The organism is Aeromicrobium sp. 636 (assembly GCF_024433585.1).
Taxonomy (GTDB): domain Bacteria; phylum Actinomycetota; class Actinomycetes; order Propionibacteriales; family Nocardioidaceae; genus Aeromicrobium; species Aeromicrobium senzhongii.
The window spans coordinates 720,755-744,611 of the sequence record NZ_WNJU01000001.1 but is presented as its reverse complement, the minus strand read 5'-3'; the positions used below and the strand labels follow the sequence as shown (position 1 = coordinate 744,611).

Genomic DNA, 23,857 nt, shown 5'->3' with positions numbered 1-23,857 from the left:
CATGACCATCGCGTCGTACATCCCCTCCCCGGACCAGGCGGTCTGGCACCTCGGCCCGTTCCCGCTGCGCGCGTACGCGCTGTGCATCATTGCCGGAGCCGTCGCGGCGATCTTCATCGCCGAGCGCCGGTTCGTCGCGCGCGGAGGCCGGGCGGGCGCCATCGGCGACATCGCCATCTGGGCCATCCCGTTCGGGATCATCGGCGGCCGGATCTACCACGTCCTGACCGACGCCGAGCTCTACTTCGGCGCGGGCCGCGACCCGTTGGACGCCCTCAAGATCTGGGAGGGCGGACTCGGGATCTGGGGTGCCGTCGCGTTGGGCGGCGTGGGCGCGTGGATCGCCTGCCGCCGGTACGACATCGACTTCCTGAAGATGGCCGACGCCCTGGCGCCCGGGCTCCTCGTGGCCCAGGCCATCGGCCGCTTCGGCAACTACTTCAACCAGGAGCTCTTCGGGAAGCCGACGACGCAGCCCTGGGGCCTGGAGATCGACCGGCAGTTCCGCCCCGACGGGTACGAGCAGTTCGCCACGTTCCACCCCACGTTCCTCTACGAGGCGCTGTGGAACCTCGCCGCGGCCGCGCTGCTGGTGTGGCTGGAGCGTCGCCTGAAGCTCGCGCACGGCCAGGTCTTCGCGCTCTACGTGATGCTCTACACGCTGGGCCGCGGCTGGATCGAGATGCTGCGCATCGACACGGTGAACCACCTGGGTCCGTTCCGCCTGAACGTGTGGACCTCGATCATCGTGTTCTGCGGGGGACTGGCGTACTTCCTGTGGGCGAGGCGGCGGTACCGGGACGAGCCGGTCGACACCAGCGCCTGACCGGGGCTGGAAGACTGGACCCATGAGCCGTCCCGTGGTCGCGATCGTCGGCCCGACGGCGTCGGGCAAGACCGGGCTCTCGGTCGCCCTGGCGCAGGAGCTGGACGGCGAGGTCGTCAACGCCGACTCGGTGCAGCTGTACCGCGGGATGGACATCGGCAGCGCCAAGGCCACCCCGGCGGAGCGGGGCGGGGTGCCCCACCACCTGCTCGACGTCCTCGAGGTGACCGACGAGGCGAACGTCTCGCAGTTCCAGCAGTGGGCCCGGGCCGCGATCGACGACATCCGGGACCGTGGCCGGCTGCCGATCCTGGTGGGCGGCTCGTCGCTCTACGTGCGGGCGGTGCTCGACCCCCTGGACTTCCCCGGCACGGACCCTCAGGTGCGGGAGCGCTGGGCGGCCCGACTGGACGAGATCGGCCCCGAGGCGCTGCACGCCGAGCTGGCGCGCCGCGACCCGCCGGCGGCCGCGGCGATCCTGCCCACCAACGGCCGGCGGATCGTCCGGGCGCTCGAGGTCGGCGAGCTGACCGGCCAGCCGTTCATGGCGACCATGCCCCCGGCCGTCTCGATCTACCCCCACGTCGCGATGATCGGCCTGGACGTCCCTCGCGACGTCCTGGACGCGCGCATCGACGCCCGCGTCGACCAGATGTGGGCCGACGGATTCGTCGAGGAGGTCCGCTCCCTGCCCGGGCTGGCCGGATCGCCGACCGCCTCGCGGGCCCTGGGCTACCAGCAGGTGCTGGCCTTCCTGGCCGGCGAGATCTCCGAGGACGAGGCCCGGGCCGAGACGAAGGCCGGCACGCGGCGCTTCGCCCGGCGCCAGGATCGGATGATGCGCAAGGACCCGCGGATCCACTGGTTGCCCTTCGACGCCCCCGACCTGCTCGCGCGGGCGGTGTCCCTCGTCGGCTCCCCGTAGGCTGGGCCCATGGAATTCGCGTGGTTCAAGGGTCATGGCACCGAGAACGACTTCGTGTTGCTGCCCGACCACGACGGCACGGTGCACGGCGACCTCGATCCGGCCTTCGTGGCGGCCCTGTGCGACCGGCGCCGGGGCATCGGCGCCGACGGCGTCATGCGCGTCGTCCGGTGCACCGCGCTGGGGCACAACTCGCCCGCCGAGTGGTTCATGGACTACCGCAACGCCGACGGCACCCTGAGTCAGATGTGCGGCAACGGCATCCGTGTCTTCGCCCGCCATCTGCTCGAGCAGGGCCTCGTCGAGGGTCCCGAGTTCCCGATCGACACCCGTGACGGACTCAAGTTCCTGTCGGTCGTCGGCGACGAGCTCTCGGTCGACATGGGCGCCTGGACCACCGGCGGCCACACCAAGGTCAGCGCGGACGACCGCACGTGGGAGGCCCTCGAGGTCCACACCGGCAACCCGCACGCGGTGGCCTTCGTCGACTCCCTGGCCGACGCCGGCGCGCTGACCGAGCCGCCCCGTCACGACGAGGCGGTGTTCCCCGAGGGCGTGAACGTCGAGTTCGTCCAGCGCCTGGCCCCGCAGCACGTGGCGATGCGCGTGCACGAACGAGGCTCGGGCGAGACCCGGTCGTGCGGCACCGGCGCCTGCGCGACGGCGATCGCCACCGCGAAGGCCGACCGCCAGAGCGGACCGGCGACCTACCGCGTCGACGTCCCCGGCGGCACGTTGCACGTGACCGTCTCACCCGACCGCACGGTGCTGACCGGCCCGGCCGTGATCGTCGCCGGCGGCACGATGGAGTGGAGCGCATGACCGACCAGAACCGACCCGACGAGGTCCCCGAGCACGAGCTCGACCGCGGTGAGATGGACCTGCAGGACCGGTCGTCGCTGCGCCGCGTCGCGGGCCTGTCGACCGAGCTGGAGGACATCAGCGAGGTCGAGTACCGCCAGCTGCGACTCGAGCGGGTCGTGCTGGTGGGGGTCTGGAACGAGGGCACCGTCGAGGACGCCGAGAACTCGCTGACCGAGCTCAAGGCGCTCGCCGAGACCGCGGGCTCGGAGGTGCTGGACGCCCTGATCCAGCGTCGCCAGAAGCCCGACCCGGCCACCTACATCGGCAGCGGCAAGGTCGAGGAGCTCCGCGAGGCCGTCCGCGCCACGGGGGCCGACACCGTGATCTGCGACGGCGAGCTCGCACCGAGCCAGCTGCGCAACCTCGAGGACCGGGTCAAGGTCAAGGTCGTCGACCGCGTGGCGCTGATCCTGGACATCTTCGCCCAGCACGCCAAGAGCGCCGAGGGCAAGGCCCAGGTCGAGCTGGCCCAGCTGCAGTACCAGACCCAGCGCCTGCGCGGCTGGGGCGGCAACCTGTCGCGTCAGGCCGGCGGCCAGGCCGCAGGGGGCGAGGGCATCGGTGGCCGTGGCCCCGGTGAGACCAAGCTCGAGACCGACCGCCGACGCATCCAGGCCCGCATCGCCAAGCTGCGCCGCGAGCTCAAGGAGCTGCGCGGCACGCGCGAGACCAAGAAGGCCGAGCGCCGGCGCAACAAGATCCCCTCGGTGGCCATCGCGGGGTACACGAATGCGGGCAAGTCGAGCCTGCTCAACCGGCTGACCGGAGCCGGCGTGCTGGTCGAGGACGCGCTGTTCGCGACCCTGGATCCCACCACGCGCCGGGCCGAGACGTCGGACGGGCGCGTGTACACGCTCTCGGACACGGTCGGCTTCGTCCGGCACCTGCCGCACCAGCTGGTCGAGGCGTTCCGCTCGACGCTGGAGGAGGTGGCCGAATCCGATCTGATCCTGCACGTCGTCGACGGCTCGCACCCCGATCCCGAGGGTCAGATCAGCGCGGTGCGCGAGGTCTTCTCCGAGGTCGGCGCGCTCGGCGTGCCCGAGATCATCGTGATCAACAAGGCCGACGCGGCCGACCCGCTCGTGCTCAAGGGACTGCTGGCGCGTGAGCCGCACGCGGTCGTCGTCAGCGCGCGCACGGGCGAGGGGATGGACGAGCTGCTCAGCGCCATCGAGGCCGACCTGCCCGTTCCCGAGGTGCTCGTGGACGCGGTCGTGCCCTACTCGCGCGGCGACCTGGTCAACCAGCTGCACCTGCACGCCGAGATCGAGGTCCTCGAGCACGTGGCCGACGGCACCCACGTCGTCGCGCGGGCCCACCCCGAGCTGGCCGCCGAGCTGGCCCCGTTCGCCTCGGCCGACCGCTGAGAGCACACCGGCGCGGCGGTGCCGCACTGTGGATCGGTGCTCCCGCGCCTGTCGTGGCCGGGTAGCGTTCGCTCATGCCCTCCCGCCCCGCCGTGACCGACGTCCTGGCCGCCGCGGTCGCCTCCGTGGGCGGCTCCGAGCGGCCCGGCCAGGTCGCCATGGCCGAGGCCGTGGCGCAGGCGCTGCGCGACGAGCGCCACCTCTTGGTCCAGGCCGGCACCGGCACCGGCAAGTCGCTGGGCTACCTCGTGCCCGCGCTGCTGCACGACAAGCGCGTCGTCGTCGCGACCGCCACCCTGAACCTGCAGCACCAGCTGGTCGAGCGCGACATCCCGGCCCTCAAGGAGGCCGCCCGGGACACGATGGACACGGTGCCCCACCACGCCGTCCTCAAGGGCCGTGCCAACTACGCCTGCCTGCACCGGGTCCGCATGGGCGCGCCGGACGAGCAGGGGATCCTCGTCGAGGTGCCCGAGGGCTCCCTGGGCGCCGAGGTCGTGAAGCTGCGCGAGTGGGCCGAGGAGCAGGCCGAGGGCGGACACCAGGGTGACCGCGACGGCGCCCCGACCCACGGCGACCGCGCCTGGCGCCAGGTCAGCGTCACGTCACGCGAGTGCCTGGGCGCATCCCGCTGCGAGTACGCCACCGAGTGCTTCGCCGAGCGGGCCCGCGAGGACGCCTCGAAGGCCCACGTCGTGGTCACCAACCACGCGATGCTCGCGATCGACGCGATCGAGGGCGTGCCGATGCTGCCGGAGTTCGATGCCGTCGTGGTCGACGAGGCGCACGAGCTGGCGGCCCGGGTCACGCAGGCGTCCACCGACGAGCTCGACCCGGGTCTCATCGAGCGGGCCGCGCGGCGGGCCCGGTCGTATCTCGACGACGCCGGAACGGCCGACGACCTCAGCGACGCCGCCGATGCGCTGGCCGACGCGCTCACCCATGTCCAGCCCGGCCGCATCGACGCGATCGAGCCCGCGCTGGCCGGAGCGCTCGCGCTGGTGCGCGACAGCGCCCGCGCGTGCTTCTCGAACTTCACCAAGGAGAAGGGCGAGGACGCCGACCCGGGACGCCAGCAGGCACGCAGCACGATCGAGGACGTCCGCCTGGTCGCCGAGCGGATGGCCGCCGGTCGCGAGACCGAGGTCCTGTGGCTCGGGGAGGGTCGCAGCGGCCTGCACCTGAAGATCGCGCCCATCGACGTCTCCGGCGCGCTGCGCGAGAAGCTCTTCGGCGAGAAGACGGTCGTGCTGACCAGTGCGACCTTGACCCTCGGTGGGTCCTTCGGGCCGGTCGCGGCCTCCCTGGGGCTGGACCTGCAGGGGTCGGACTGGACCGGGCTCGACGTCGGCTCGCCGTTCGACTACACGCGCCAGGGGATCCTCTACGTCGCCAAGCACCTGCCGCCGCCGGGTCGCGACGGTGCCGACGCCGAGCAGCTCGGCGAGATCACGGCGCTGATCAAGGCCGCCGGCGGGCGGACGCTCGGCCTGTTCTCGTCCCGCCGCGGGGCCGAGAAGGCCGCCGAGTACGTGCGCGCGTCGTTGCCCGACCTCGACGTGTGGTGCCAGGGCGACGCGCAGCTGCCCGAGCTGGCCCGCCGCTTCGCCGAGGATCCCAGCGCCTGCCTGTTCGGGACGCTGAGCCTGTGGCAGGGCGTCGACCTCCCCGGCGACACCTGCACCCTGGTCATCATCGACCGCATCCCGTTCCCTCGTCCGGACGATCCGCTGAGCAGCGCCCGGCAGCGACTGGTCGAGCGTCGCGGCGGCAACGGCTTCATGCAGGTCGCGGCCCAGCACGCGGCTCTGCTGTTGGCGCAGGGCGTCGGCCGACTGATCCGGCGCTCGACCGACCGGGGGGTCGTCGCGGTCCTGGACCCGCGCCTCGTGACCGCGCGGTACGGCGGCTTCCTGGCGTCGTCCCTGCCGCCCCTGTGGCGCACGACGGACCGGGCCGTGGTCACCGCGGCACTGCGGCGACTCGACGCTGCGGCGAAGGACGGGAATTCCGCCGCAGTTTGATACCGTGGCCCGGACTCATCGTTCAACACCTCGGGGATCCCATGCCGTTCCGCCTTCCTTCGCTCGCCGCTGCCTTCGTGGCGCTCGTCGGATCTCTCATCGTCAGCATCGCGCCCGCCCAGGCGGCGGGTTTGTCGACCAAGACCTCCGTCGTCGCCATGAGCGAGGCCGGCTACGGCTCGGTCTGGGCCCGCTGCACCAAGAAGAAGGCGTGCTCGGGCACGGTCTACGTCGAGGGAGCCGCGGCCCAGAAGCGCAGCTTCAAGGTCAAGGCCCGGTCCGCGCGATGGGTCACCTTCCGCAACACCGGGTGGAAGGCCCGTCCCTCCGCCGTGCTGCGGATGACCGGCGCCTCCCCGAAGCGCATCCATCAGGAGGCGAAGGTCGCGTACGGCACCATCTCGGGCACGGTCTCCCGCGCCAGCGGCGCCGGCGCCAGTGGTGTGAAGGTCGAGCTGTGGCGCATCGGGTCGCGCAACCGCAACGTCCTGGTCTCCACCGTCAATGACGTCGAGCGCAACGGCGGCCGGTTCTCCTTCCGCGTGGCGATGGGCGCCAACAACGGCGCGTCGGCCACGTACAAGCTGCACGTCGTCGGCACCTCCGGCGGCGAGCGCCGCTCGTGGTGGTGGCGCGGCAACGGCAACGGCGGCTTCGCCGGGGGAGCGCGCGACATGGGCGCGGGCACCGCGATCAAGGTCACCCGCGGACAGAAGTTCCGCTACGTCGCCAACGCCCGCTACGCCTCGATCAAGGGCCAGGTGCGCAACGGCGCCAAGCCCGTCGCCGGCACCGAGGTCACGATCGTCGGCCGTCCGCCGTACTGGTCCTCCTCCTCGCGCGTGCTGCGCGACCTGGACTTCATGTCCTGCGCGAACGTCTACGGACGCACCACGACCAACGGCAACGGCAACTACGAGGTCGGCTTCCTGCCGACGTCCACGGCGCGGATCTACGCCGTCAAGCCGGCAGGTGGGCTGTGGTTCGGCTCGGGCGACCGCTCGTGGGGAACGTGCCACGCCGTGGTGAACAACCGCGCCGACACGGCCTCCACCGGCCGCATGCTGCCGCTGCCCGCGGCCGGCCTGGCGAACCGCGTCCACAACGTCGGACGCGGCCGGACCACGGTCAGCGTCGCCGTCGGCGGCTACCAGGGACCGTCCAGCTCGGCCAAGGTCGACCGGTACCTCACGGTGCGCGAGTACGCCAAGGGTCGCAAGATCCTGTCCTCGGACGTCGTGCGTGCCGGCTCGGGCCGCAAGGTCAGCCTGGGTGAGGGCCACTACTGGTTCGAGATCGGCCGCCGCACGGGCTGCTCGGCCTGGTACAAGAGCCGCTACAAGAACAACGACGGCTACTTCAACGGTCTCGACCGCGGGTTCGAGAAGTGGAAGGCCAAGAACCACAAGATGTACCGCCAGCACTGCCGCGCCTACACCGCCGGCACGTACAAGCTGGTCTACGTCAAGGGCTCGTCGATGCGGGTCGTGCTGAAGAACGCCAAGGGCGGATCCGTCAGTGGCCGCGTCACCGCGAAGAAGATCAAGCCGCGCACCGAGCTGATGGTCCGGTTGACCTCCACCGACGGCAAGAAGGTCTACCGCACGGCGATGACCGACGGCGCCGGCAAGTTCAAGGTCACCGGCCTGGCGTCGGGCAGGTACCGCATCGTCGTGAACGCCGACTCGTGGCGCGGCATCTCGCGTGCGTTCTCCGGTCCCAAGACGGTGACGGTCAAGCGCGGCAAGAACAAGTCCGTGGGGACGCTGACCTTCCGTCAGTGACCCCGGGGGCCGGTCCGGGCGACCAGTCGCCCTAGGCTGGATTCATGGCGATTCTGGTGACTGGTGGGGCCGGCTACATCGGTGCGCACGTCGTTCGGGCGCTCGAACGGGCGGGCCTGGACTCGGTCGTCGTCGACGACCTGTCCAGCGGGCATCGCGATTTCGTCCGGCCCGAGGTGCCCTTCATCGACCTCTCGATCCTCGACACGAAGGGCCTCGTCGAGCAGCTCTCGCGGCACCGCATCGACGCCGTGATCCACCTGGCCGGCTTCAAGTACGCGGGGGTGTCGGTCGAGCGGCCCGTGCACACCTGGCAGCAGAACGTCGGGGGCACGCTGAGCCTCCTGGAGGCGATGGCCGAGCTGGGCATCGGGGCGATCGTGTTCTCCAGTTCCGCGGCGGTCTACGGCACGACCGACATCGATCTGGTCACCGAGGACACGCCGACCGCCCCGGAGTCGCCGTACGGCGAGTCGAAGCTGGTGGGGGAGTGGATGATCCGCGACCAGGCGGTGGCCACCGGTCTGCGCCACACGTCGCTGCGGTACTTCAACGTCGTCGGCTCCGGTGAGCCGGACCTGTACGACTCGAGCCCGCACAACCTGTTCCCGCTGGTCATCCGTGCGCTGAGTCGGGGCGAGCGACCGCGGATCAACGGCACCGACTACCCGACGCCCGACGGCACGTGCGTGCGTGACTACGTGCACGTCGCCGACCTGGCGGAGGCGCACGTCACCGCAGTGCGGCGGTTGCTGGACGGCGACGAGCTGGAGCCGGTCTACAACCTGGGCAGCGGCGACGGCGTCTCGGTCCGTCAGATCATGCAGGCCGTCGCCACCGCGACCGGTGTGGACTTCGAGCCCGAGGAGGCGGACCGCCGCCCCGGGGACCCGGCGCGCATCGTCGCGTCGGGGGAGCGCGCCACGCGCGACCTGGACTGGAAGATGCGGCACACGCTCGACGACATGGTGGCCAGCGCCTGGCGGGCGAGGCCCGGCGACGCGACGGCCTGACCCGCCCCGTCAGACCCGGCGCAGGACTGCGGTGACCTTGCCGATGATCTGGGCGTCGGTGCCGTCGATCGGGTCGTAGGCAGGGTTCTGCGGCAGCAGCCAGACCTGGCCGTCGCGACGGCTGAGCGTCTTGACCGTCGCCTCGCCGTCGATCATGGCGGCGACCATCTCGCCGTTCTCGGCGACCTGCTGCTGGCGGATCACGACGTAGTCGCCGTCGCAGATCGCGGCGTCGATCATCGAGTCGCCCTTGACCTCGAGCAGGAAGAGCGTGCCGTCGCCGACCAGCGAGCGCGGGAGCGGCATGACCTCCTCGACGCGCTGCTCGGCCAGGATCGGACCGCCGGCCGCGATCCGACCGACCATGGGCACGTAGGCCGGCTCGGGAGCCGCGTCGCCGCTGTCGGTCTCGTCGTGGTCGGCCGGGCGGGCGCGCATCGCCGGCTTGGAGTCGGGCAGGTAGATCTCCAGGGCCCGCGGGCGGTGGGGATCGCGGCGGATGAACCCCTTGCGCTCGAGCATCCGCAACTGGTGCGAGACCGAGGACGTGCTGGCCAGGTCACAGGCGGCGCCGACCTCGCGCATGCTGGGCGGGTACCCCTGGGCCTCGATGTGCTCCTTGAGGAACACCAGGATGCGACGTTGGCGCTTGGTCAGTCCGGTCAGGTCGACCGGTTCGTCCAGGTTCTCGCTCATGGGACGACCGTAGCCGGGGCGGGCGGTGGGATCAAACAGGTGTTCGATACGGCGTGTCCCGGTGGTGGCCTAGGGTGAGGAACGTGAGCTACGTGGTGGTGGGGACCCGTTCCGGTCAGCAGTGGAACGTCGAGGTGTCGGGCGTCGGATCGGCCATGGCCGCCGAGCTCGGCCAGATCGAGGCGGTCGCGCGCGACGTCCTGCGCGAGCACGCGGTCGCCGACTTCGCGACGGTCGACCTGCAGCTGTTGCTGCCGGACTTCGAGGTCGACCTGCAGCAGCAGGGCGTCCCGCGCCACGGTCTCGGCCCGGTCGAGCTGGTCAGCGGCCTCATCGCGCTGGTGGTCGTGGTCGGCGCGATCGCGTTCCTCGTGGGTCGCGCGCTGGGCTGAGCCGGGTTCGACGGGGGTCCACGCGACCCCGCGGCTCGCCGGATTCCTCGGCCTCGACGGCCAGCCTGGCGCGAGTGGCACGCTCCCGGGCGAGCCTCGCCTCCTGTGCGATCGTCTCGTCACTGACGATGTGCTGGCGGGTGGCCTCGACGCACGCACCGAACAAGATGGCCCACATCCCGATCCACAGCCACAGCAGCAGCACGACGACGCCGGCCAGCGCGCCGTACGTGCGGGCGTAGGTGCCGAAGGTCTCGACGTAGATCGAGAAGCCGACCGAGCTCAGGAGCCAGATCGCGGCGGCCAGGACCACGCCCCGGCTGATGAGCGGGCCGGTCGGGGGTCGCTGGGGAGCCTGGCGGTAGAGCACGCCGATGGCCACGAGGACGGCGCCGGCCAGCACGAGCCAGCGGATGACGTGCGCGATCACGCGCGTGACGGTGCCGGCGCCGGTCAGGTCCAGGACCACCGGGACCACTGCCACGACCGAGACGGACAGGACGCCGAACACCAGGGCCGCGATGGTCAGGGCCAGTCCGGACAGGCGGCGCACGACGTACCACCCGCGCGGAGGCAGGCCGTACAGCTGGTTGATGGCCGTGACGAGGTGGAAGATCCCGCTCGACGCGGAGTACAGGGCCAGTGCGACGGCGACGCCGGCGCTCGCGCCCAGCGAGCCGGCGTCCGCCGCCGTGAGCTGGTCCATCTGGTCGGTGATGAAGGATGCGGCCTCGGGCGGCAAGGCGGCGGTCAGTCGGTCCGCCTGGTCCGCGATGGTGTCCGGATCGGCCACCAGTCCGTAGACGGACACCATGGCGATGAGGGCCGGGAACAGGGACGTGAACAGGAAGAACGCGACTCCGGCAGCCAGCAGCGACGCCTGCTTGGCCGATGCCTGCCGCCACGCGGTGACCAGCGTCTGCAGCAGGGACATGGCCCGACGGTATCGGGCTCCGCCGGGGGAGCGCCCGTCGCTCCGGCCGGAACGACACGCCCGTTCGAACAAGATTTCGACAATGCTCGATTTTGTCGGAGGCCACCCGTACAGTCGTTCATGTGTTCGATAGAACACGTGATCGAATCGAACAGCCGCACTTCCCCGGAGGCCATCATGAGCATCACCCTCGACCACAGCTCCTTCCCGGTCATCGACCTGCCGCGTCGCCCGCTGGTGACCCGCACGACGTACCGGGCCGCCGGCGCCGCTCCCGCCGCGCCGCTGCGCCTGACCGGTCGTGGCCGGATCGCCCTGGTGGCCGTCGCCCTCGCCGTGATCAGCGCGCTGGTGATCGTCTTCGGGTCCGCCGTGGTCGCCTCGGACTCCGCCGCCGAGCCGGGCATCGTCACCACGGTGACGGTCCAGCCGGGTCAGACTCTCTGGAGCATCGCCGCGGAGGCACGTCCCGACGCCGACATCCGGTCCACCGTGGACGAGATCGTCAAGCTCAACGCCCTCGAGGACGGGGTCGCGCTCCCCATCGGCACCACGCTGGCCGTGCCGACCACCGACTGACCGTTCACTCCCGAGCCCGCGCGCGGCGCCCATCGATGCCCTGGGGAAGGGGCGGTGGGCGCCGCGTCGCGTTGTGTCAGGGTTCGACACGCGTTCATCGCCGACTCGTTCCCTTGTCGCTGTCCGCGGCGTAGCGTGCAGTGAGGACATCGACTTCAGGAGGTCCGCATGACGATCGCCGCTCATGGCCATCACCACCACTTCCACGTGATGACCCGGTACCGGGGGCAGGTGCTGTGTCGCGCCGCCGTCCTGCTGACGGCCAGTGCAGCGACCTGGGTGCTGCCGGGGCGCGAGGGCGCGCACGGTGTCGATGCTCCGGCGCGCTGGCTCGGCAGTGCCGTGACCGAGGCACACCCGGCCGTCGGCGTCGTCGTCCTGCTGGCGCTCGTGGCCGCGGGCTACGCGTGGCAGCGGGTGCGTCCGGCCGACATGGGCGCGCTGGCCTGGGTCGTGGCCGGGGGAGCACTGGCCTTCGTGTCCCTCGCGCTGGTCGTGACGGCGGGCTCGGGCGAAGGGCCGGTCTACTGGTGGCTCGGCGTCGGCGTGGTCGTCACCTCGATGACGTTGCAGGTCCTGGCCGCGCTGGCCGGACACGGACTGGCCGTGCTCGCGGCGCGGCGGCGCGAGGTCCCGGCGGTCTGACCGGCACTCCGGCCCCGCTGCCACCGAAGGACGAACGAACGCCCCGGTCGAAGGACCGGGGCGTTCCCGTGTTCAGGGTGCGGGCGTCAGCTCTTGAGCTGTCCGCCTGCGCTCTCGAGGTGGGCTCGCACAAACCAGTGGAACAGCTCGAGCGTCTTGATCTGCCCGATGATCATGTCCTCGGTCACCGGGTCGAGGTCCTCGACGGCAGCCTGCGCCTTGCGGTGGTCGTCGATGAGGCCGGTGTAGACGGCATCAAGCGCCTTGAGGTGCTCGGTGGTCGTCGCCCGGCCCAGCGGGTAGTCCTCCCACGAGCGTCCGTCGACGATCGCCTTCGGGGTGCCCAGGGGGACGGCGCCCAGGGTCGCGATGCGCTCCGCGGTCTCGTCGACCATGTCGCGAACCTCGACCACGTGGGGATCGATCATCTCGTGCACCGCGATGAAGTGGGGGCCCACGACGTTCCAGTGCACGTGCTTGAGGGTGAGCATCAGGTCGTTGAGTGCGTTCAACCGATCCTGCAGCGTCTTCGCCAGGCTCTCGCCGTCGGCGATGCTGAGACCGGGAACCGTGTACTTGGGTTTGGTGGCCATGCCTCCACCGTAGAGCGATCAACCGATGTCGCAACCGCAGCGAGTGTGACGTCCTCAGCCCTCGAGAGCGCCCCGCAACCGGGCGTGCTCACGTGCACTGCGTACCCGGGCGACCGCAGCGGTCCAAGCGCGGTCGGCCTCCTCGTGGTGGCCCAGCCGGGCCAGCAGATCGGCCCGCGTGGCGTGGTAGAGGTGACTGTCGAGGTCGAAGCCCTCGACCAGCTGAAGCGCCACGTCGGCGCCGCGAACCTCCGCGAGCGAGGTGGCGCGGCTCAGGGCGACGAGATCGGAGGGCGCCAGGATCATGAGCTGGTCGTGCAGGGCCAGGATCCGGTCCCAGTCGGTGTCCGCGGCACTCGCGGCGGTGACGTGCTCGGCCTGGATGGTGGCGCGGACCTGGTAGGGCCCCGTGGGGTTCTGACGCCGGCTGGCGCGCAGCAGGAACAGCCCTTCGTCGATCTCGTCGCGGTGCCAGCGACTGCGGTCCTGCTCCCCGAACGGGATGAGCGAGCCGTCGGGGGCCACCCGGGCGTCGCGGCGCGCGCGGGTCAACAGCATGATGGCCAGCGCGGCCCGCGGCTCGGGCTCGGCCGGGAACTGCTCCACGAGGACCCGCATCGTCTCGACGGCCTCATAGGGCAGGTCCAGGTGGCAGTGGGGGTGGACGATGCCGTCGTCGAAGACCAGCATCAGCACGTCGAGCACACAGTTGAGGTGCTGGGCGGTGAGCTCCGGGGGGATGCGCTGCCCGAGCAGGCCTCGGGCGCGGTCTTGCGACCAGGTGAGCCGGCGGGCCATGGTCGCGTCGGAAACGGCGAAGCTGCGCGCGATCTCGTCGGTCGGGAAGCCGCCGGCGACGGCGAGCATGAGGGCGATCCGGGCGGCCATCGGCAAGGAGGAGTGGGAGCAGGCCGAGAGCACGGTGAGCACGGCCGACGCGTCGTCCTCGGGGACGTGGGGCACCGGGTCCGTCCGTCCTGAGCTGGCCCAGGCCTGCTCCAGCAACGAGTCGGCCGAGGGCCGATCATGGCGCACTGCGGCGACCACGTCGTCCACGGCGTCCAGGGCCTCCCCGAGGTCGCCGACGTGGACGGCGAGCACCCCCAGTGCGCGCAGGCGTGCTGAGCGAAGTTCTCGGGGGAGGGAGACGGAGTGGGTCATGTCGGTGTCGCGGTGTCCAAGGTGCGCAAGGGACAAGGCGACTCCTCTCGTTCCGTGCTGCCGGTCGTGATGGACGGGGAAACTCGATGCGACCCCTCGATGGTCGCCGACACGCCCGTGATCCGCGAGTCGACCGGCCCCGACCCCGGGCTGACCTGCGCAAACGTCGTCCTTGCGAACATCGCCTCCAATTCTGTCGGACTTCTTTGCGAAGTTGTTGCTTACCGGTGACACGCCACGTAGAGTAACCACTACATCTAGTAGTTACACAGATGTGATTCTCCACATATAGGTCCACAGGTTCAGCCCTGTTACCCACATCACATGTGAAGATGTCCACACTCCGTCCCCAGGTTCATCCACCGGGAGCGGAATTCGGTCCGATGCGAGGAGGAAACGATGCACTGCCCGTTCTGCAAGCACACCGACACGCGCGTGCTCGACTCGCGCGTGGCCGATGAGGGCGGCTCCATTCGCCGTCGCCGGGCCTGCTCGCGATGCGAGAAGCGCTTCACCACGATCGAGCAGATGCAGCTCATGGTCGTGAAGCGCTCGGGGGCCACCGAGCCGTTCGTCCGCGAGAAGGCCGTCGCCGGCGTCGCCAAGGCCTGCAAGGGCCGACCCGTGTCCACCGACGACCTGGCCTGCCTGGGCCAGCAGGTCGAGGACGCCCTGCGCGCCTCCGGCCAGGCCGAGATCAACACGCAGGACATCGGGATGGCCATCCTCGAACCCCTGCGCGCCCTCGACGAGGTGGCGTACCTGCGCTTCGCGTCGGTCTACAAGTCCTTCGACTCCGCCGACGACTTCGTCGCCGAGATCGCCGGGCTCATGGCCGACCAGGCCGACATCGCCCACGTGCTCGACCGCGCCGCCGAGGCCTCTTCGCCGAAGCACCCCGACTCCGGGTCCTGACCGACCCGCAGTCCCCAGACGACACACATCCACGCTGCACACCACGACAGGAGCACCACATGACCGAAACGGTCGGCGGGACCTCGGGATCCGCCCCTCGCACCAGCCGCAAGTCCGCGAAGAACGGCTTGAAGATCGAGCGAGTCCACACCACCGAGGGCGTGCACCCGTACGACGCGGTCACCTGGGAGCGGCGTGACGTCGTCCAGACCAACTGGAAGACCGGCGAGACCGTTTTCGAGCAGCGCGGCGTGGAGTTCCCCGACTTCTGGAGCCTCAACGCCTCGACCATCGTCACCACGAAGTACTTCCGTGGCGCCGTGGGCAGCCCCGAGCGTGAGTCGAGCCTGCGCCAGCTGCTCGACCGTGTCGTCCTGACCTACGTCAAGGCCGGCAAGGACTTCGGCTACTTCGCCACCGACGCCGACGCCGAGATCTTCGAGCACGAGCTGACGTACATGCTCCTGCACCAGATCTTCAGCTTCAACAGCCCCGTGTGGTTCAACGTGGGCACCTCCAGCCCTCAGCAGGTCAGCGCGTGCTTCATCCTGGCCGTCGACGACTCGATGGACTCGATCCTGAACTGGTACCGCGAGGAGGGCCTGATCTTCAAGGGCGGCTCCGGCGCCGGCCTGAACCTGTCGCGCATCCGCTCCAGCAAGGAGCTGCTGCGCTCGTCCGGCGGCACCGCCTCGGGCCCCGTCTCCTTCATGCGCGGCGCCGACGCGTCCGCCGGCACGATCAAGTCCGGTGGCGCCACCCGTCGCGCCGCCAAGATGGTCGTGCTCGACGTCGACCACCCCGACATCGTCGAGTTCGTCGAGACCAAGGAGCGCGAGGAGGAGAAGATCCGCGTGCTGCGTGACGCGGGCTTCGACATGGATCTGGGCGGCTCGGACATCACCAGCGTCCAGTACCAGAACGCCAACAACTCGGTGCGCGTCAGCGACGAGTTCATGGAGGCCGTCGAGGAGGGCACCTCCTTCGGTCTGCGCGCCCGCACCAGCGGCGAGGTCATCGAGGAGATCGACGCCCGCGAGCTGTGGGGCAAGATGGCCCACGCCGCGTGGGCGTGCGCCGACCCGGGCATCCAGTACGACTCGACCATCAACGACTGGCACACCACGCCGGAGTCGGGCCGGATCACCGCCTCGAACCCGTGCAGCGAGTACATGCACCTGGACAACTCCAGCTGCAACCTGGCCAGCCTGAACCTGCTGAAGTTCCTCACCGCCGAGGGCACGTTCGACACCCAGAAGTTCGTCAAGAGCGTCGAGTTCATCATCACCGCGATGGACATCTCGATCTGCTTCGCCGACTTCCCGACCGAGGCCATCGGCGACACGACGCGCAAGTTCCGTCAGCTGGGCATTGGCTACGCCAACCTCGGCGCGCTGCTCATGGCCTCGGGCCTGGCGTACGACTCCGAGGGTGGCCGGGCGCTGGCCGCGGGCATCACCTCGCTGATGACCGGCACGTCCTACCGCCGCAGCGCCGAGCTCGCCGGCGTCGTGGGCCCTTACGAGGGCTACGCCGCCAACGTCGACGGCCACCAGCGCGTCATGCGCAAGCACCAGGCCGCCAACGACGAGATCCGCACCAAGCACGCGATCGACATCGCCGTGCAGAAGGAGGCCACCAAGCAGTGGGCGGCCAACCTGAAGATCGGTGAGAAGAACGGCTGGCGCAACTCCCAGGCCTCCGTCCTGGCGCCCACCGGCACGATCGGCTTCATGATGGACTGCGACACGACCGGCATCGAGCCGGACTTCTCGCTGGTCAAGTTCAAGAAGCTCGTCGGCGGCGGCTCGATGCAGGTCGTCAACCAGACGGTCCCCGCGGCTCTCGAGAAGCTGGGCTACACCGGCGAGACCATCGAGGCGATCGTCGAGTTCATCGCCGAGAACGGCCACGTCATCGATGCCCCGGGCCTGCGCCCGGAGCACTACGAGGTCTTCGACTGCGCCGTGGGCGAGCGGGCCATCAAGCCGATGGGCCACGTCCGGATGATGGCGGCCTGCCAGCCGTTCCTGTCCGGCGCCATCAGCAAGACGGTCAACATGCCCGAGACCGCGACGGTCGAGGAGATCGCCGACGTGTACTTCCAGGGCTGGAAGCTCGGCCTGAAGGCGCTGGCGGTCTACCGCGACAACTGCAAGGTCGGCCAGCCGCTGTCCAGCCAGAAGACGCAGGACAAGGCGACCAGCGGTCAGGCCGCGGCCGAGACCGAGGTCAAGATCGTCGAGAAGATCGTCGAGAAGCCGATCCGTCGCCGTCTGCCCAAGTCGCGCGCTGCGATCACGACCAGCTTCAGCGTCGGTGGCGCCGAGGGCTACATGACCTCCGGTGCCCACGACGACGGCACGCTGGGCGAGATCTTCCTCAAGCTCGGCAAGCAGGGCTCGACCCTGGCCGGCGTGATGGACGCGTTCAGCATCGCCGTCTCGATCGGTCTGCAGTACGGCGTGCCGCTGGAGACGTTCGTCAGCAAGTTCACGAACCTCAAGTTCGAGCCGGCCGGTCTGACCGACGACCCGGACGTGCGGATGGCGCAGTCGATCATGGACTACGTCTTCCGTCGCCTGGCGCTGGACTACATCGACTTCGACACCCGGTCGGCCATGTCGATCTTCTCGGTCGACGAGCGTCAGCGGTACCTGGACACGGGCTCCTACGAGCCGGTCAAGGGCGACGGCTCGACCGCGGCCGAGCTGGTCACCGACGAGGCGGCGGGTCCCTCGCCCGAGGCGGCTGCCGAGATCAGGGCCGAGGCGCAGATCGCCGACGCCGAAGCGGTGGCGATCCAGGTCGAGACCGCGCGTCCGGCCTCGGGTCGGGCCCACACCTCGGCCGAGCTCCTCGAGGAGATCACCGGGTCCGCGGTCGACAGCCCGCTGTGCATGACCTGCGGCACGAAGATGCGTCCCGCCGGCTCCTGCCACGTGTGCGAGGGCTGCGGCAGCACCAGCGGCTGCAGCTGATCACGAGGCGGCGGCAGGTGCAGCCGCCCCTCGTTCCGGCCCGGACTCTCCTCGCGGAGGGTCCGGGCCGGCCCGCGTCCGGAGGGGATCAGTCCCGGGTCCACTCCTGCGTCTGGGTCAGCCTGAACAGGTAGGCCAGTGGCGGCACGACCAGCACGGCGGCCAGTCCCACCACGACGAGCAGGCCGACGAGCGTGGCGTCCGCGCCGGCGCCGTCGGCGATGCGGACCTGGTCGACCAGCAGCCACGGGTACTGCCCGGCGCCCCAGCCGGTGATGACCGACGCCACGGCGACGACCGCGGTCACCCGGGCCGGGCTGTAGCTCCGGCGGAACAGCAGCACCCACGTCGCCGCACCGGCCAGCGCTGAGGCCACGATGAGCGGGGCGGCACGTCCCTCGAGGCCCGCGGCCAGGGTGGGGGAGTCCTCGGCGATGGGCACGAGCGCGGCGAACACCACGACTCCGGTGCCGACACCGACCACCATGGTGCGCCGCCGCAGGCTCTCGGCCAGAGCGGTGCGGCCGCCGCGGTCGGCATCGGCGGTGAGGAAGACCCCGCCGAGGAAGGCGCAGGTCCCGACGGCGATGATCCCGCCGAGGATCGACGTCGGGTTGAGCCACGAGGTCCACAGGTCGCCGCGGCCCTCGGCGGGAACCCGTCCGGAGGCGATCGCGCCGGCGACCGTCCCGAGGAAGAAGGGCGTGATGAGCGAGGAGCCGGCGAACACCGCGCCGTACAGGCGAGCCTGGCTCATGGTCGGCGCGAACTTGCGGAACGCGAACGCCGAGCCGCGCAGGACGATGCCGAGCAAGGCGAAGAGCATCGGCAGGATGAGGGTGTTCATCGCGGCCGCGAACGACTCGGGGAAGCCGGTCCACCACATCACCAGGACGTAGATCAGCCACACGTGGTTGGCCTCCCAGACCGGGCCGATGCTGTGGTCCACCAGCGTGCGCAGCTCGGCGCCGCGCCGCGAGCCGCCTGCCGTCAGGTCGTAGAAGCCCGAGCCGAAGTCCGCTCCGCCGAACAGGGCGTACGCGACGACGCCGACGAACAGCGCAGCGGCGACCGCCGTCTGGAGGGTCACGAGCCCACCGGGCGCTCGTCGACGCTCGGCCCTTCGAGCTGGGGTCCGTACGGACTGGGCAGGTCCTCCTCGCCCGCGCGCCACCGCCGGGACATCGATCTCAGCACGGTGATCGCCCCGACGGTGAGGGCGGTGTACAAGATGGTGGTCGCGACCAGCAGCATCCACAGGTCGGGGTTGTCCCCGGCCGCGTCCGGGGTCCTGAGCACGTTCTGCACCACCCACGGCTGGCGCCCGACCTCCGTCGCGATCCAGCCGGCCTCGAGGGCGATCACCGCCAGTGGTCCGGCCACCACCGCGGCCCGCAGCGTCCACCGGTTGGCCAGCAGGTCGCGCCCGCGCCACCGGACGAACCAGTACACGACGACGGCGACGAACAGCAGCGTCCCGATCCCGACCATGGTCTGGAAGGCGAGGTGCGTGATGTTGATCGGCGGCTGGTCCGCGACCGGGATCTCCTCGAGGCCCACGACCGGCTTGGTGAAGGAGTTCCTGGCGATGATCGAGCCCAGGTACGGGATGTCCAGGGCGTAACGGACCTCACCGTCGATCAGCAGCCCGCCGAGACGCAACGGCGACGGGCTCTCGGTCTCGGTGGCCAGCTCGAAGGCGGCCAGCTTCGCGGGCTGCCGGGTGGCGATGCGCAGACCCAGCAGGTGCCCGACGAAGGGTTGGATGATGGCGGCGACGCTCGCGAAGGCGAACGCCATCGTGAATCCCAGGCGGTGGTGCCGATCACGCCGTCCGCGCAGCATCCCGGCGGCGTAGACGCCGGCGACCAGGAACCCCACGACCATGTACGCCGCGACCCACATGTGCGCGAACTGCAGCACGGCGCCCGGGTTGAACAGCACCGCCCACGGCCGGATGTCGACGACGGCGCCGTCCTCGATGGCGAAGCCGACCGGCATGTTCATCCACGCGTTGACCGCGACGACGCAGTACGTCCCCACGACCCCGGCGACGGCCATCGGCAGGATCATCAGCAGGTGCAGCCGCGGGGGCATGCGTCCCCACCCGTACAGGTAGATCCCCAGGAAGATCGCCTCGGTGAAGAACGAGAGCCCTTCGAACGCGAACGGCAGGCCCAGGACGTCGCCGAAGGGACCCATCAGCCCCGGCCACAGCAGGCCCATCTCGAAGCTCAGGACGGTCCCGGACACCGCACCGATCGCGAACAGGACCGCCGAGACCTTGGCCCACCGCTTGGCCAGGGTCAGGGCGTTGGCGTCGTCGCGGTACACGCCGCGCCAGTGCGCGACGAAGATCATCGCGGGGAAGGCGACCCCGAAGGAGGCGAGGATGATGTGCCACCCCAGGGACAGGGCCATCTGCTGGCGAGCGGGCAGCAATCCCGCCGGATCGTCTCCGGCGAGGACAACCTGGACCAGGTCGAGGACCGCCATGTGAGCCAACGTAACCCCGGCCTCGCGTGCCCACCTCCCGGCCGCGTGCGGGCCACGGGGTTGCGCGGCGCGGTGCGCGGCGCAGCATGGAGGAATGGAGAGTCTGGTGATCGTCGGGGCGGGCCTGGCCGCTGCGAAGGCGGTCGAGCGGCTCCGGGACGAGGGCTACGAGGGGTCGATCACCGTCGTGGGCGCCGAGCCGCACGCGCCCTACGAGCGCCCGCCGCTGTCGAAGGACCTGCTGCTCGGCCGGGAGACGGACCCGCTCGTGCTGGACCCGCGCTGGTGGGCCGAGCACGACGTCCGGCTGGTGACCGGGGACCGTGCGACCTCGTTGGACCGCGACGGGCGGCGGGTCACGCTGGACTCGGGGGAGCGGGTGTCGTACGACCTGCTGGTCCTGGCGACGGGCGCCCAGCCCCGCGTCCCCGACCTGCCGGGTGCGGACACCGCGCTGTACCTGCGGACCCGCGAGGACTCGGCGCAGGTGCTGGCGGCGCTGGAGGCCGGCGGCCGGTTGGTGATCATCGGCGCGGGCTGGATCGGTCTGGAGGTGGCGGCCGCCGCGCGTCAGCACGGGGTCGACGTCGTGGTCCTCGAGCAGGCGGACGTGCCGCTGGCCGGTGTCCTGGGGGTCGAGTTGGCCGAGCACCTGGCCGCGCTGCACCGGTCGCACGGCGTCGACCTGCGCACCGGCGTCACGGTGGAGGAGGTGACGGTCCGGTCGGGACGTCCGACGGGGGTGCGCACGTCGCAGGGCATCCTCGAGGCCGATCACGTCCTGGTCGCCGTCGGGGCCGTCCCCGATGTCGTCCTGGCGGAGGACTCCGGTCTCGAGGTCGACGGCGGCATCGTGGTCGACGAGTGGTTCCAGACCCACGACGAGCGGGTCATGGCGATCGGGGACGTCGCCAACGCCTGGAACGTGACGCTGGACGACCGGCTGCGGGTCGAGCACTGGGACAACGCGATCCGCCAGGGCAGGGCGGCCGCGGACGTGCTGCTGGGCCGGGACACGCCCTATGACTGGCTGCCGTACTTCTTCACCGACCAGTTCGAGTTCTCGATGGAGTACGTGGGCCGGTCGGCGCCCGATGACCGGCTCGAGATCCACGGCGACCTGGCGGCGAACCGTTTCATCGCGTGCTGGTTCGACCGGCAGGGGCTGTTGACTGCCGCGATGAACGTGGGCATCTGGGAGGTGAGCGACACCCTGCGCGCGATGGTGGGGCGTCGCGTCGACCCGGCGGAGGTGGCGGCGCTGGGTTGACCGGGAGGGTGGACCGGGCCCCGGGGGATGCACCGCCCCCGGGACCCGATCTCTCGTGTCCGCAGAACCCTGGAGGTCTACTGCGACCCTTCGACCGTAGGTGAGCAAGGACACGGCTGCAATCTGAGGAGACGAGCCATTGCAGCCGTGCAAACATTGCACGAGTGCATAGACTGCATAGGTGCAAACAGACTCCGTCAACTCCCTGGTGGCCGAGCGTCAGCGGCAGACGTGGACGGCCATCCATCACGCCGCCGCGAGGGCCACGCTCGAGCAGGGTCCCGACGAGGTCACCGTCGCCCAGATCGCCGGCGCGGCCGGGATCTCGACGCGGACCTTCTTCAACTACTTCGACTCCAAGGAGGACGCGATCCTCGGCGTCCGCACCCCGCGCATCACCGAGGAGGCGGTCGCGATGCTGCGTGACTCGTCCGACGAGCCGGCCCTGCTGCGGGTCAGCAAACTCGTGACCGAGGTCGCGGCGAGCACCATCGGCCCCGGCGTCGATCTCGTGCAGCGCCGCTCGATCGCCGCTGCGCACCCACGACTGCGCGTCCGCCTGACGCAGGTGTTCACCGACAGTCGCAAGCTGGTCAACGCCCGCATGGTCGAGGACGCCGAGCCGCGATGGATGGGCGTCGAGGGCCTGCCCACCGACCCGCTCGAGGCTCGCGCGCTCGTCCTGCTGGCCGGAGCGGTCGTGACACTCGCCTGGACAGGCGACCCCGAGTTCTTCAACGACGACCGAGACCCTGCTCTCGCCGCCGCCATCGACACTTTCAGAAAGGTCACCTCCACCGCACTATGACCACGACGACTCCCTCCACCCACACGTCCGACAAGCGCACCGTCCTGCTCGTCTTCGCGGCCCTCATGCTCGTCATGCTGCTGGCCTCGCTGAGCCAGACGGTGCTGTCGACCGCGTTGCCGACGATCGTCGGCTCCCTCGCCGGTGCCGACCACATCGCCTGGGTCATGACCGCGTACCTGCTGGGCATGACCGTCACGATGCCGATCTACGGCCGCCTCGGTGACCGGCTCGGCCGCAAGCCGCTGCTGTTGATCGCCATCGTCCTGTTCACCGTCGGCTCGCTGTTGGGCGCGATCGCGCAGGACATGAGCCTGCTGATCGCGGCCCGTGCCGTGCAGGGCCTGGGCGGCGGTGGCCTCATGGTGCTGTCGCAGGCTGCGATCGCCGACGTCGTGCCCGCGCGCGAGCGCGGCAAGTACATGGGCATCCTCGGTGCCGTCTTCGGCCTGTCCTCGGTCGCCGGCCCGCTGCTGGGCGGGTGGTTCACCGAGGGGCCCGGTTGGCGCTGGACCTTCTGGATCAACGTCCCGCTGGGCGTGCTGGCCTTCGTCGCGGTCGTCCTGCTGCTGCAGAAGCCGGCCGTCGAGCGCGCCAAGACGCGCGTGGACCACCTCGGCATGGCACTGCTGGCCATCGCCACCAGCGCCCTGATCCTCGGCGCGACGTGGGGCGGCCACCAGTACGCCTGGACCAGCCCGCAGATCATCGCCCTGGGCGTCGTCACCGTCGCGGCCGCGTTCGCGTTCGTCGCGGTCGAGCGCCGGGCCGAGGAGCCCGTCATGCCGTTGGGTCTGTTCCGCGACCGCAACTTCAACCTGACCACGGTGGGCGTCATCATCCTGGGCGTGTGCATGTTCGGCTCGCTGTCGTACCTGCCCACCTACCTGCAGATGTCCGTCGGCGTCGACGCCACCAAGGCCGGCCTCATGATGATCCCGATGATGGGCGGCATGCTCGTCACGTCGATCGTCGTCGGCCAGGCCGTCAGCCGCACCGGGCGCTACCGCTGGTACCCGATCGCGGGCGCCGTGGTGACGGGCCTGGGTCTGTTCCTGCTGTCGACGATCGAGATCGGCGACGCCCGCTGGCACATCGAGGGCGCGTTGCTGGTCCTGGGCATCGGCATCGGTCTGGGCATGCAGGTGCTCACGCTGATCGTGCAGAACTCGTTCTCGCACCGGATCGTCGGCACGGCGACCGCGGCGAACAACTTCTTCCGTCAGGTCGGTGGCACCCTGGGCGCCGCGGCGGTCGGCTCGATCTTCACGACCCGGCTGACCGACTCCCTCGCGAAGGAGCTGCCCGAGTCCGGCGCCGGCGGCGGATCCTCGTCGCTGACCCCCGACGCGGTCGCGGACCTGCCGCCCGCGCTCCACGACGTCGTGGTGGGCGCCTACAACGACGCGCTCATGCCGATCTTCCTGTGGCTGGTCCCGTTCGCGGCGGTGTCGGCGGCGGTCCTGTGGTTCGTCCACGAGAAGCCGCTGCACCACACCATCGAGGTGGCGAAGACGGACGAGTCGCTGGGCGAGCAGACGCTCGATGCGGCCGGGGCGGTGAGCGGCGCCGAGCGCTGAT

The 23,857-nt window shown here is 70.5% G+C and carries 22 protein-coding genes; 16 read left to right on the top strand and 6 right to left on the bottom strand.

Translation table 11 applies throughout. The features are described 5' to 3' along the window. The first annotated feature begins 1 nt into the window (after position 1). From lgt to galE, 7 genes are all read left to right on the top strand, one after another. Entirely contained in the window at positions 2-826 is an 825-nt protein-coding gene (gene lgt / locus GL325_RS03620) for a prolipoprotein diacylglyceryl transferase (protein WP_187768636.1), read from the top strand. A 22-nt stretch (positions 827-848) separates the two neighbouring features. Next, entirely contained in the window at positions 849-1,751 is a 903-nt protein-coding gene (gene miaA / locus GL325_RS03615; RefSeq protein ID WP_187768635.1) for a tRNA (adenosine(37)-N6)-dimethylallyltransferase MiaA, read from the top strand. A 9-nt stretch (positions 1,752-1,760) separates the two neighbouring features. Further along, a complete protein-coding gene (dapF, locus tag GL325_RS03610; RefSeq protein ID WP_187768634.1) occupies positions 1,761-2,573 on the top strand; it encodes a diaminopimelate epimerase in 813 nt (270 codons plus the stop codon). Then, positions 2,570-3,985, top strand: coding sequence for a GTPase HflX (hflX, locus tag GL325_RS03605; RefSeq protein ID WP_187768633.1), 1,416 nt, complete (start codon positions 2,570-2,572; stop codon positions 3,983-3,985). The genes dapF and hflX overlap by 4 nt, the downstream gene beginning before the upstream one ends. Positions 3,986-4,059: 74 nt before the next feature. After that, complete coding sequence (locus GL325_RS03600; protein WP_187768632.1) at positions 4,060-6,009, top strand: ATP-dependent DNA helicase; 1,950 nt, start codon at positions 4,060-4,062, stop codon at positions 6,007-6,009. 41 nt (positions 6,010-6,050) lie between these two features. Further along, positions 6,051-7,793, top strand: coding sequence for a collagen binding domain-containing protein (locus tag GL325_RS03595; RefSeq protein WP_187768631.1), 1,743 nt, complete (start codon positions 6,051-6,053; stop codon positions 7,791-7,793). Positions 7,794-7,837: 44 nt separating this feature from the next. Beyond that, positions 7,838-8,806 carry a UDP-glucose 4-epimerase GalE gene (gene galE / locus GL325_RS03590; RefSeq protein ID WP_187768630.1) on the top strand — a complete coding sequence of 323 codons (969 nt, stop codon included), beginning with the start codon at positions 7,838-7,840 and terminating at the stop codon, positions 8,804-8,806. A 9-nt stretch (positions 8,807-8,815) separates the two neighbouring features. Here the strand turns inward: galE and lexA are convergent, their stop codons facing one another. Next, positions 8,816-9,502, bottom strand: a complete 687-nt coding sequence (gene lexA / locus GL325_RS03585) for a transcriptional repressor LexA (protein WP_154595237.1) — start codon at positions 9,500-9,502, stop codon at positions 8,816-8,818. An 83-nt stretch (positions 9,503-9,585) separates the two neighbouring features. Here lexA and GL325_RS03580 point away from each other — a divergent pair, with 83 nt between their 5' ends. After that, positions 9,586-9,894: a hypothetical protein gene (locus GL325_RS03580; protein WP_187768629.1), complete on the top strand. Its 309-nt coding sequence runs from the start codon at positions 9,586-9,588 to the stop codon at positions 9,892-9,894. On the opposite strand, the gene GL325_RS03575 is transcribed toward GL325_RS03580, so the two are convergent. Further along, on the bottom strand, positions 9,833-10,828 hold the full coding sequence (locus GL325_RS03575; RefSeq protein ID WP_187768628.1) for a YihY/virulence factor BrkB family protein: 996 nt from the start codon (positions 10,826-10,828) through the stop codon (positions 9,833-9,835). The two genes, GL325_RS03580 and GL325_RS03575, sit on opposite strands and share 62 nt — an antisense overlap. A 177-nt stretch (positions 10,829-11,005) precedes the next feature. Between GL325_RS03575 and GL325_RS03570 the strand changes: the two genes are divergently transcribed. Continuing rightward, positions 11,006-11,407, top strand: a complete 402-nt coding sequence (locus tag GL325_RS03570; RefSeq protein ID WP_154595234.1) for a LysM domain-containing protein — start codon at positions 11,006-11,008, stop codon at positions 11,405-11,407. Positions 11,408-11,575: 168 nt separating this feature from the next. Next, a complete protein-coding gene (locus GL325_RS03565) occupies positions 11,576-12,052 on the top strand; it encodes a hypothetical protein (protein WP_187768627.1) in 477 nt (158 codons plus the stop codon). An 86-nt stretch (positions 12,053-12,138) separates the two neighbouring features. Here the strand turns inward: GL325_RS03565 and GL325_RS03560 are convergent, their stop codons facing one another. Further along, on the bottom strand, positions 12,139-12,645 hold the full coding sequence (locus GL325_RS03560; protein WP_154595232.1) for a Dps family protein: 507 nt from the start codon (positions 12,643-12,645) through the stop codon (positions 12,139-12,141). A gap of 54 nt (positions 12,646-12,699) precedes the next feature. Then, positions 12,700-13,806, bottom strand: a complete 1,107-nt coding sequence (locus GL325_RS03555; RefSeq protein ID WP_187768626.1) for an RNA polymerase sigma factor — start codon at positions 13,804-13,806, stop codon at positions 12,700-12,702. A gap of 12 nt (positions 13,807-13,818) precedes the next feature. Between GL325_RS03555 and GL325_RS03550 the strand changes: the two genes are divergently transcribed. From GL325_RS03550 to GL325_RS03540, 3 genes are all read left to right on the top strand, one after another. Continuing rightward, positions 13,819-14,037, top strand: coding sequence for a hypothetical protein (locus GL325_RS03550; RefSeq protein WP_187768625.1), 219 nt, complete (start codon positions 13,819-13,821; stop codon positions 14,035-14,037). Positions 14,038-14,205: 168 nt separating this feature from the next. After that, the gene (gene nrdR / locus GL325_RS03545) at positions 14,206-14,721 is read left to right on the top strand and encodes a transcriptional regulator NrdR (protein WP_154595230.1); all 516 of its coding nucleotides are present in this window, start codon (positions 14,206-14,208) and stop codon (positions 14,719-14,721) included. Between the two features lie 59 nt (positions 14,722-14,780). Next, entirely contained in the window at positions 14,781-17,702 is a 2,922-nt protein-coding gene (locus GL325_RS03540; RefSeq protein WP_187768624.1) for a vitamin B12-dependent ribonucleotide reductase, read from the top strand. Positions 17,703-17,790: 88 nt separating this feature from the next. Here the strand turns inward: GL325_RS03540 and GL325_RS03535 are convergent, their stop codons facing one another. Both GL325_RS03535 and GL325_RS03530 read right to left on the bottom strand, forming a co-directional pair. Next, positions 17,791-18,792, bottom strand: a complete 1,002-nt coding sequence (locus tag GL325_RS03535) for a cytochrome d ubiquinol oxidase subunit II (protein ID WP_187768623.1) — start codon at positions 18,790-18,792, stop codon at positions 17,791-17,793. Further along, entirely contained in the window at positions 18,789-20,198 is a 1,410-nt protein-coding gene (locus GL325_RS03530) for a cytochrome ubiquinol oxidase subunit I (RefSeq protein WP_187768622.1), read from the bottom strand. Before GL325_RS03530 ends, GL325_RS03535 begins: the two co-directional genes overlap by 4 nt. A 94-nt stretch (positions 20,199-20,292) precedes the next feature. On the opposite strand from GL325_RS03530, the gene GL325_RS03525 reads away from it, so the two are divergent. The 3 genes from GL325_RS03525 (at position 20,293) to GL325_RS03515 (ending at position 23,856) form a co-directional block, all read left to right on the top strand. Further along, positions 20,293-21,468, top strand: coding sequence for an NAD(P)/FAD-dependent oxidoreductase (locus GL325_RS03525; RefSeq protein ID WP_187768621.1), 1,176 nt, complete (start codon positions 20,293-20,295; stop codon positions 21,466-21,468). A gap of 181 nt (positions 21,469-21,649) precedes the next feature. Further along, on the top strand, positions 21,650-22,276 hold the full coding sequence (locus tag GL325_RS03520; RefSeq protein ID WP_187768620.1) for a TetR/AcrR family transcriptional regulator: 627 nt from the start codon (positions 21,650-21,652) through the stop codon (positions 22,274-22,276). After that, the gene (locus tag GL325_RS03515; RefSeq protein WP_187768619.1) at positions 22,273-23,856 is read left to right on the top strand and encodes an MDR family MFS transporter; all 1,584 of its coding nucleotides are present in this window, start codon (positions 22,273-22,275) and stop codon (positions 23,854-23,856) included. The genes GL325_RS03520 and GL325_RS03515 overlap by 4 nt, the downstream gene beginning before the upstream one ends. The last annotated feature ends 1 nt before the right edge of the window (position 23,857 follow it).

Bases quoted from the DNA above. Each gene is read 5' to 3' on its own strand.
- hflX (WP_187768633.1), top strand. From the start codon at position 2,570: ATGACCGACCAGAACCGACCCGACGAGGTCCCCGAGCACGAGCTCGAC.
- GL325_RS03575 (WP_187768628.1), bottom strand. From the start codon at position 10,828: ATGTCCCTGCTGCAGACGCTGGTCACCGCGTGGCGGCAGGCATCGGCC.
- GL325_RS03540 (WP_187768624.1), top strand. From the start codon at position 14,781: ATGACCGAAACGGTCGGCGGGACCTCGGGATCCGCCCCTCGCACCAGC.
- GL325_RS03530 (WP_187768622.1), bottom strand. From the start codon at position 20,198: ATGGCGGTCCTCGACCTGGTCCAGGTTGTCCTCGCCGGAGACGATCCG.
- galE (WP_187768630.1), top strand. From the start codon at position 7,838: ATGGCGATTCTGGTGACTGGTGGGGCCGGCTACATCGGTGCGCACGTC.
- lexA (WP_154595237.1), bottom strand. From the start codon at position 9,502: ATGAGCGAGAACCTGGACGAACCGGTCGACCTGACCGGACTGACCAAG.
- GL325_RS03515 (WP_187768619.1), top strand. From the start codon at position 22,273: ATGACCACGACGACTCCCTCCACCCACACGTCCGACAAGCGCACCGTC.
- GL325_RS03570 (WP_154595234.1), top strand. From the start codon at position 11,006: ATGAGCATCACCCTCGACCACAGCTCCTTCCCGGTCATCGACCTGCCG.
- nrdR (WP_154595230.1), top strand. From the start codon at position 14,206: ATGCACTGCCCGTTCTGCAAGCACACCGACACGCGCGTGCTCGACTCG.
- GL325_RS03595 (WP_187768631.1), top strand. From the start codon at position 6,051: ATGCCGTTCCGCCTTCCTTCGCTCGCCGCTGCCTTCGTGGCGCTCGTC.
- lgt (WP_187768636.1), top strand. From the start codon at position 2: ATGACCATCGCGTCGTACATCCCCTCCCCGGACCAGGCGGTCTGGCAC.
- GL325_RS03555 (WP_187768626.1), bottom strand. From the start codon at position 13,806: ATGACCCACTCCGTCTCCCTCCCCCGAGAACTTCGCTCAGCACGCCTG.
- miaA (WP_187768635.1), top strand. From the start codon at position 849: ATGAGCCGTCCCGTGGTCGCGATCGTCGGCCCGACGGCGTCGGGCAAG.
- GL325_RS03525 (WP_187768621.1), top strand. From the start codon at position 20,293: ATGGAGAGTCTGGTGATCGTCGGGGCGGGCCTGGCCGCTGCGAAGGCG.
- GL325_RS03565 (WP_187768627.1), top strand. From the start codon at position 11,576: ATGACGATCGCCGCTCATGGCCATCACCACCACTTCCACGTGATGACC.
- dapF (WP_187768634.1), top strand. From the start codon at position 1,761: ATGGAATTCGCGTGGTTCAAGGGTCATGGCACCGAGAACGACTTCGTG.
- GL325_RS03600 (WP_187768632.1), top strand. From the start codon at position 4,060: ATGCCCTCCCGCCCCGCCGTGACCGACGTCCTGGCCGCCGCGGTCGCC.
- GL325_RS03560 (WP_154595232.1), bottom strand. From the start codon at position 12,645: ATGGCCACCAAACCCAAGTACACGGTTCCCGGTCTCAGCATCGCCGAC.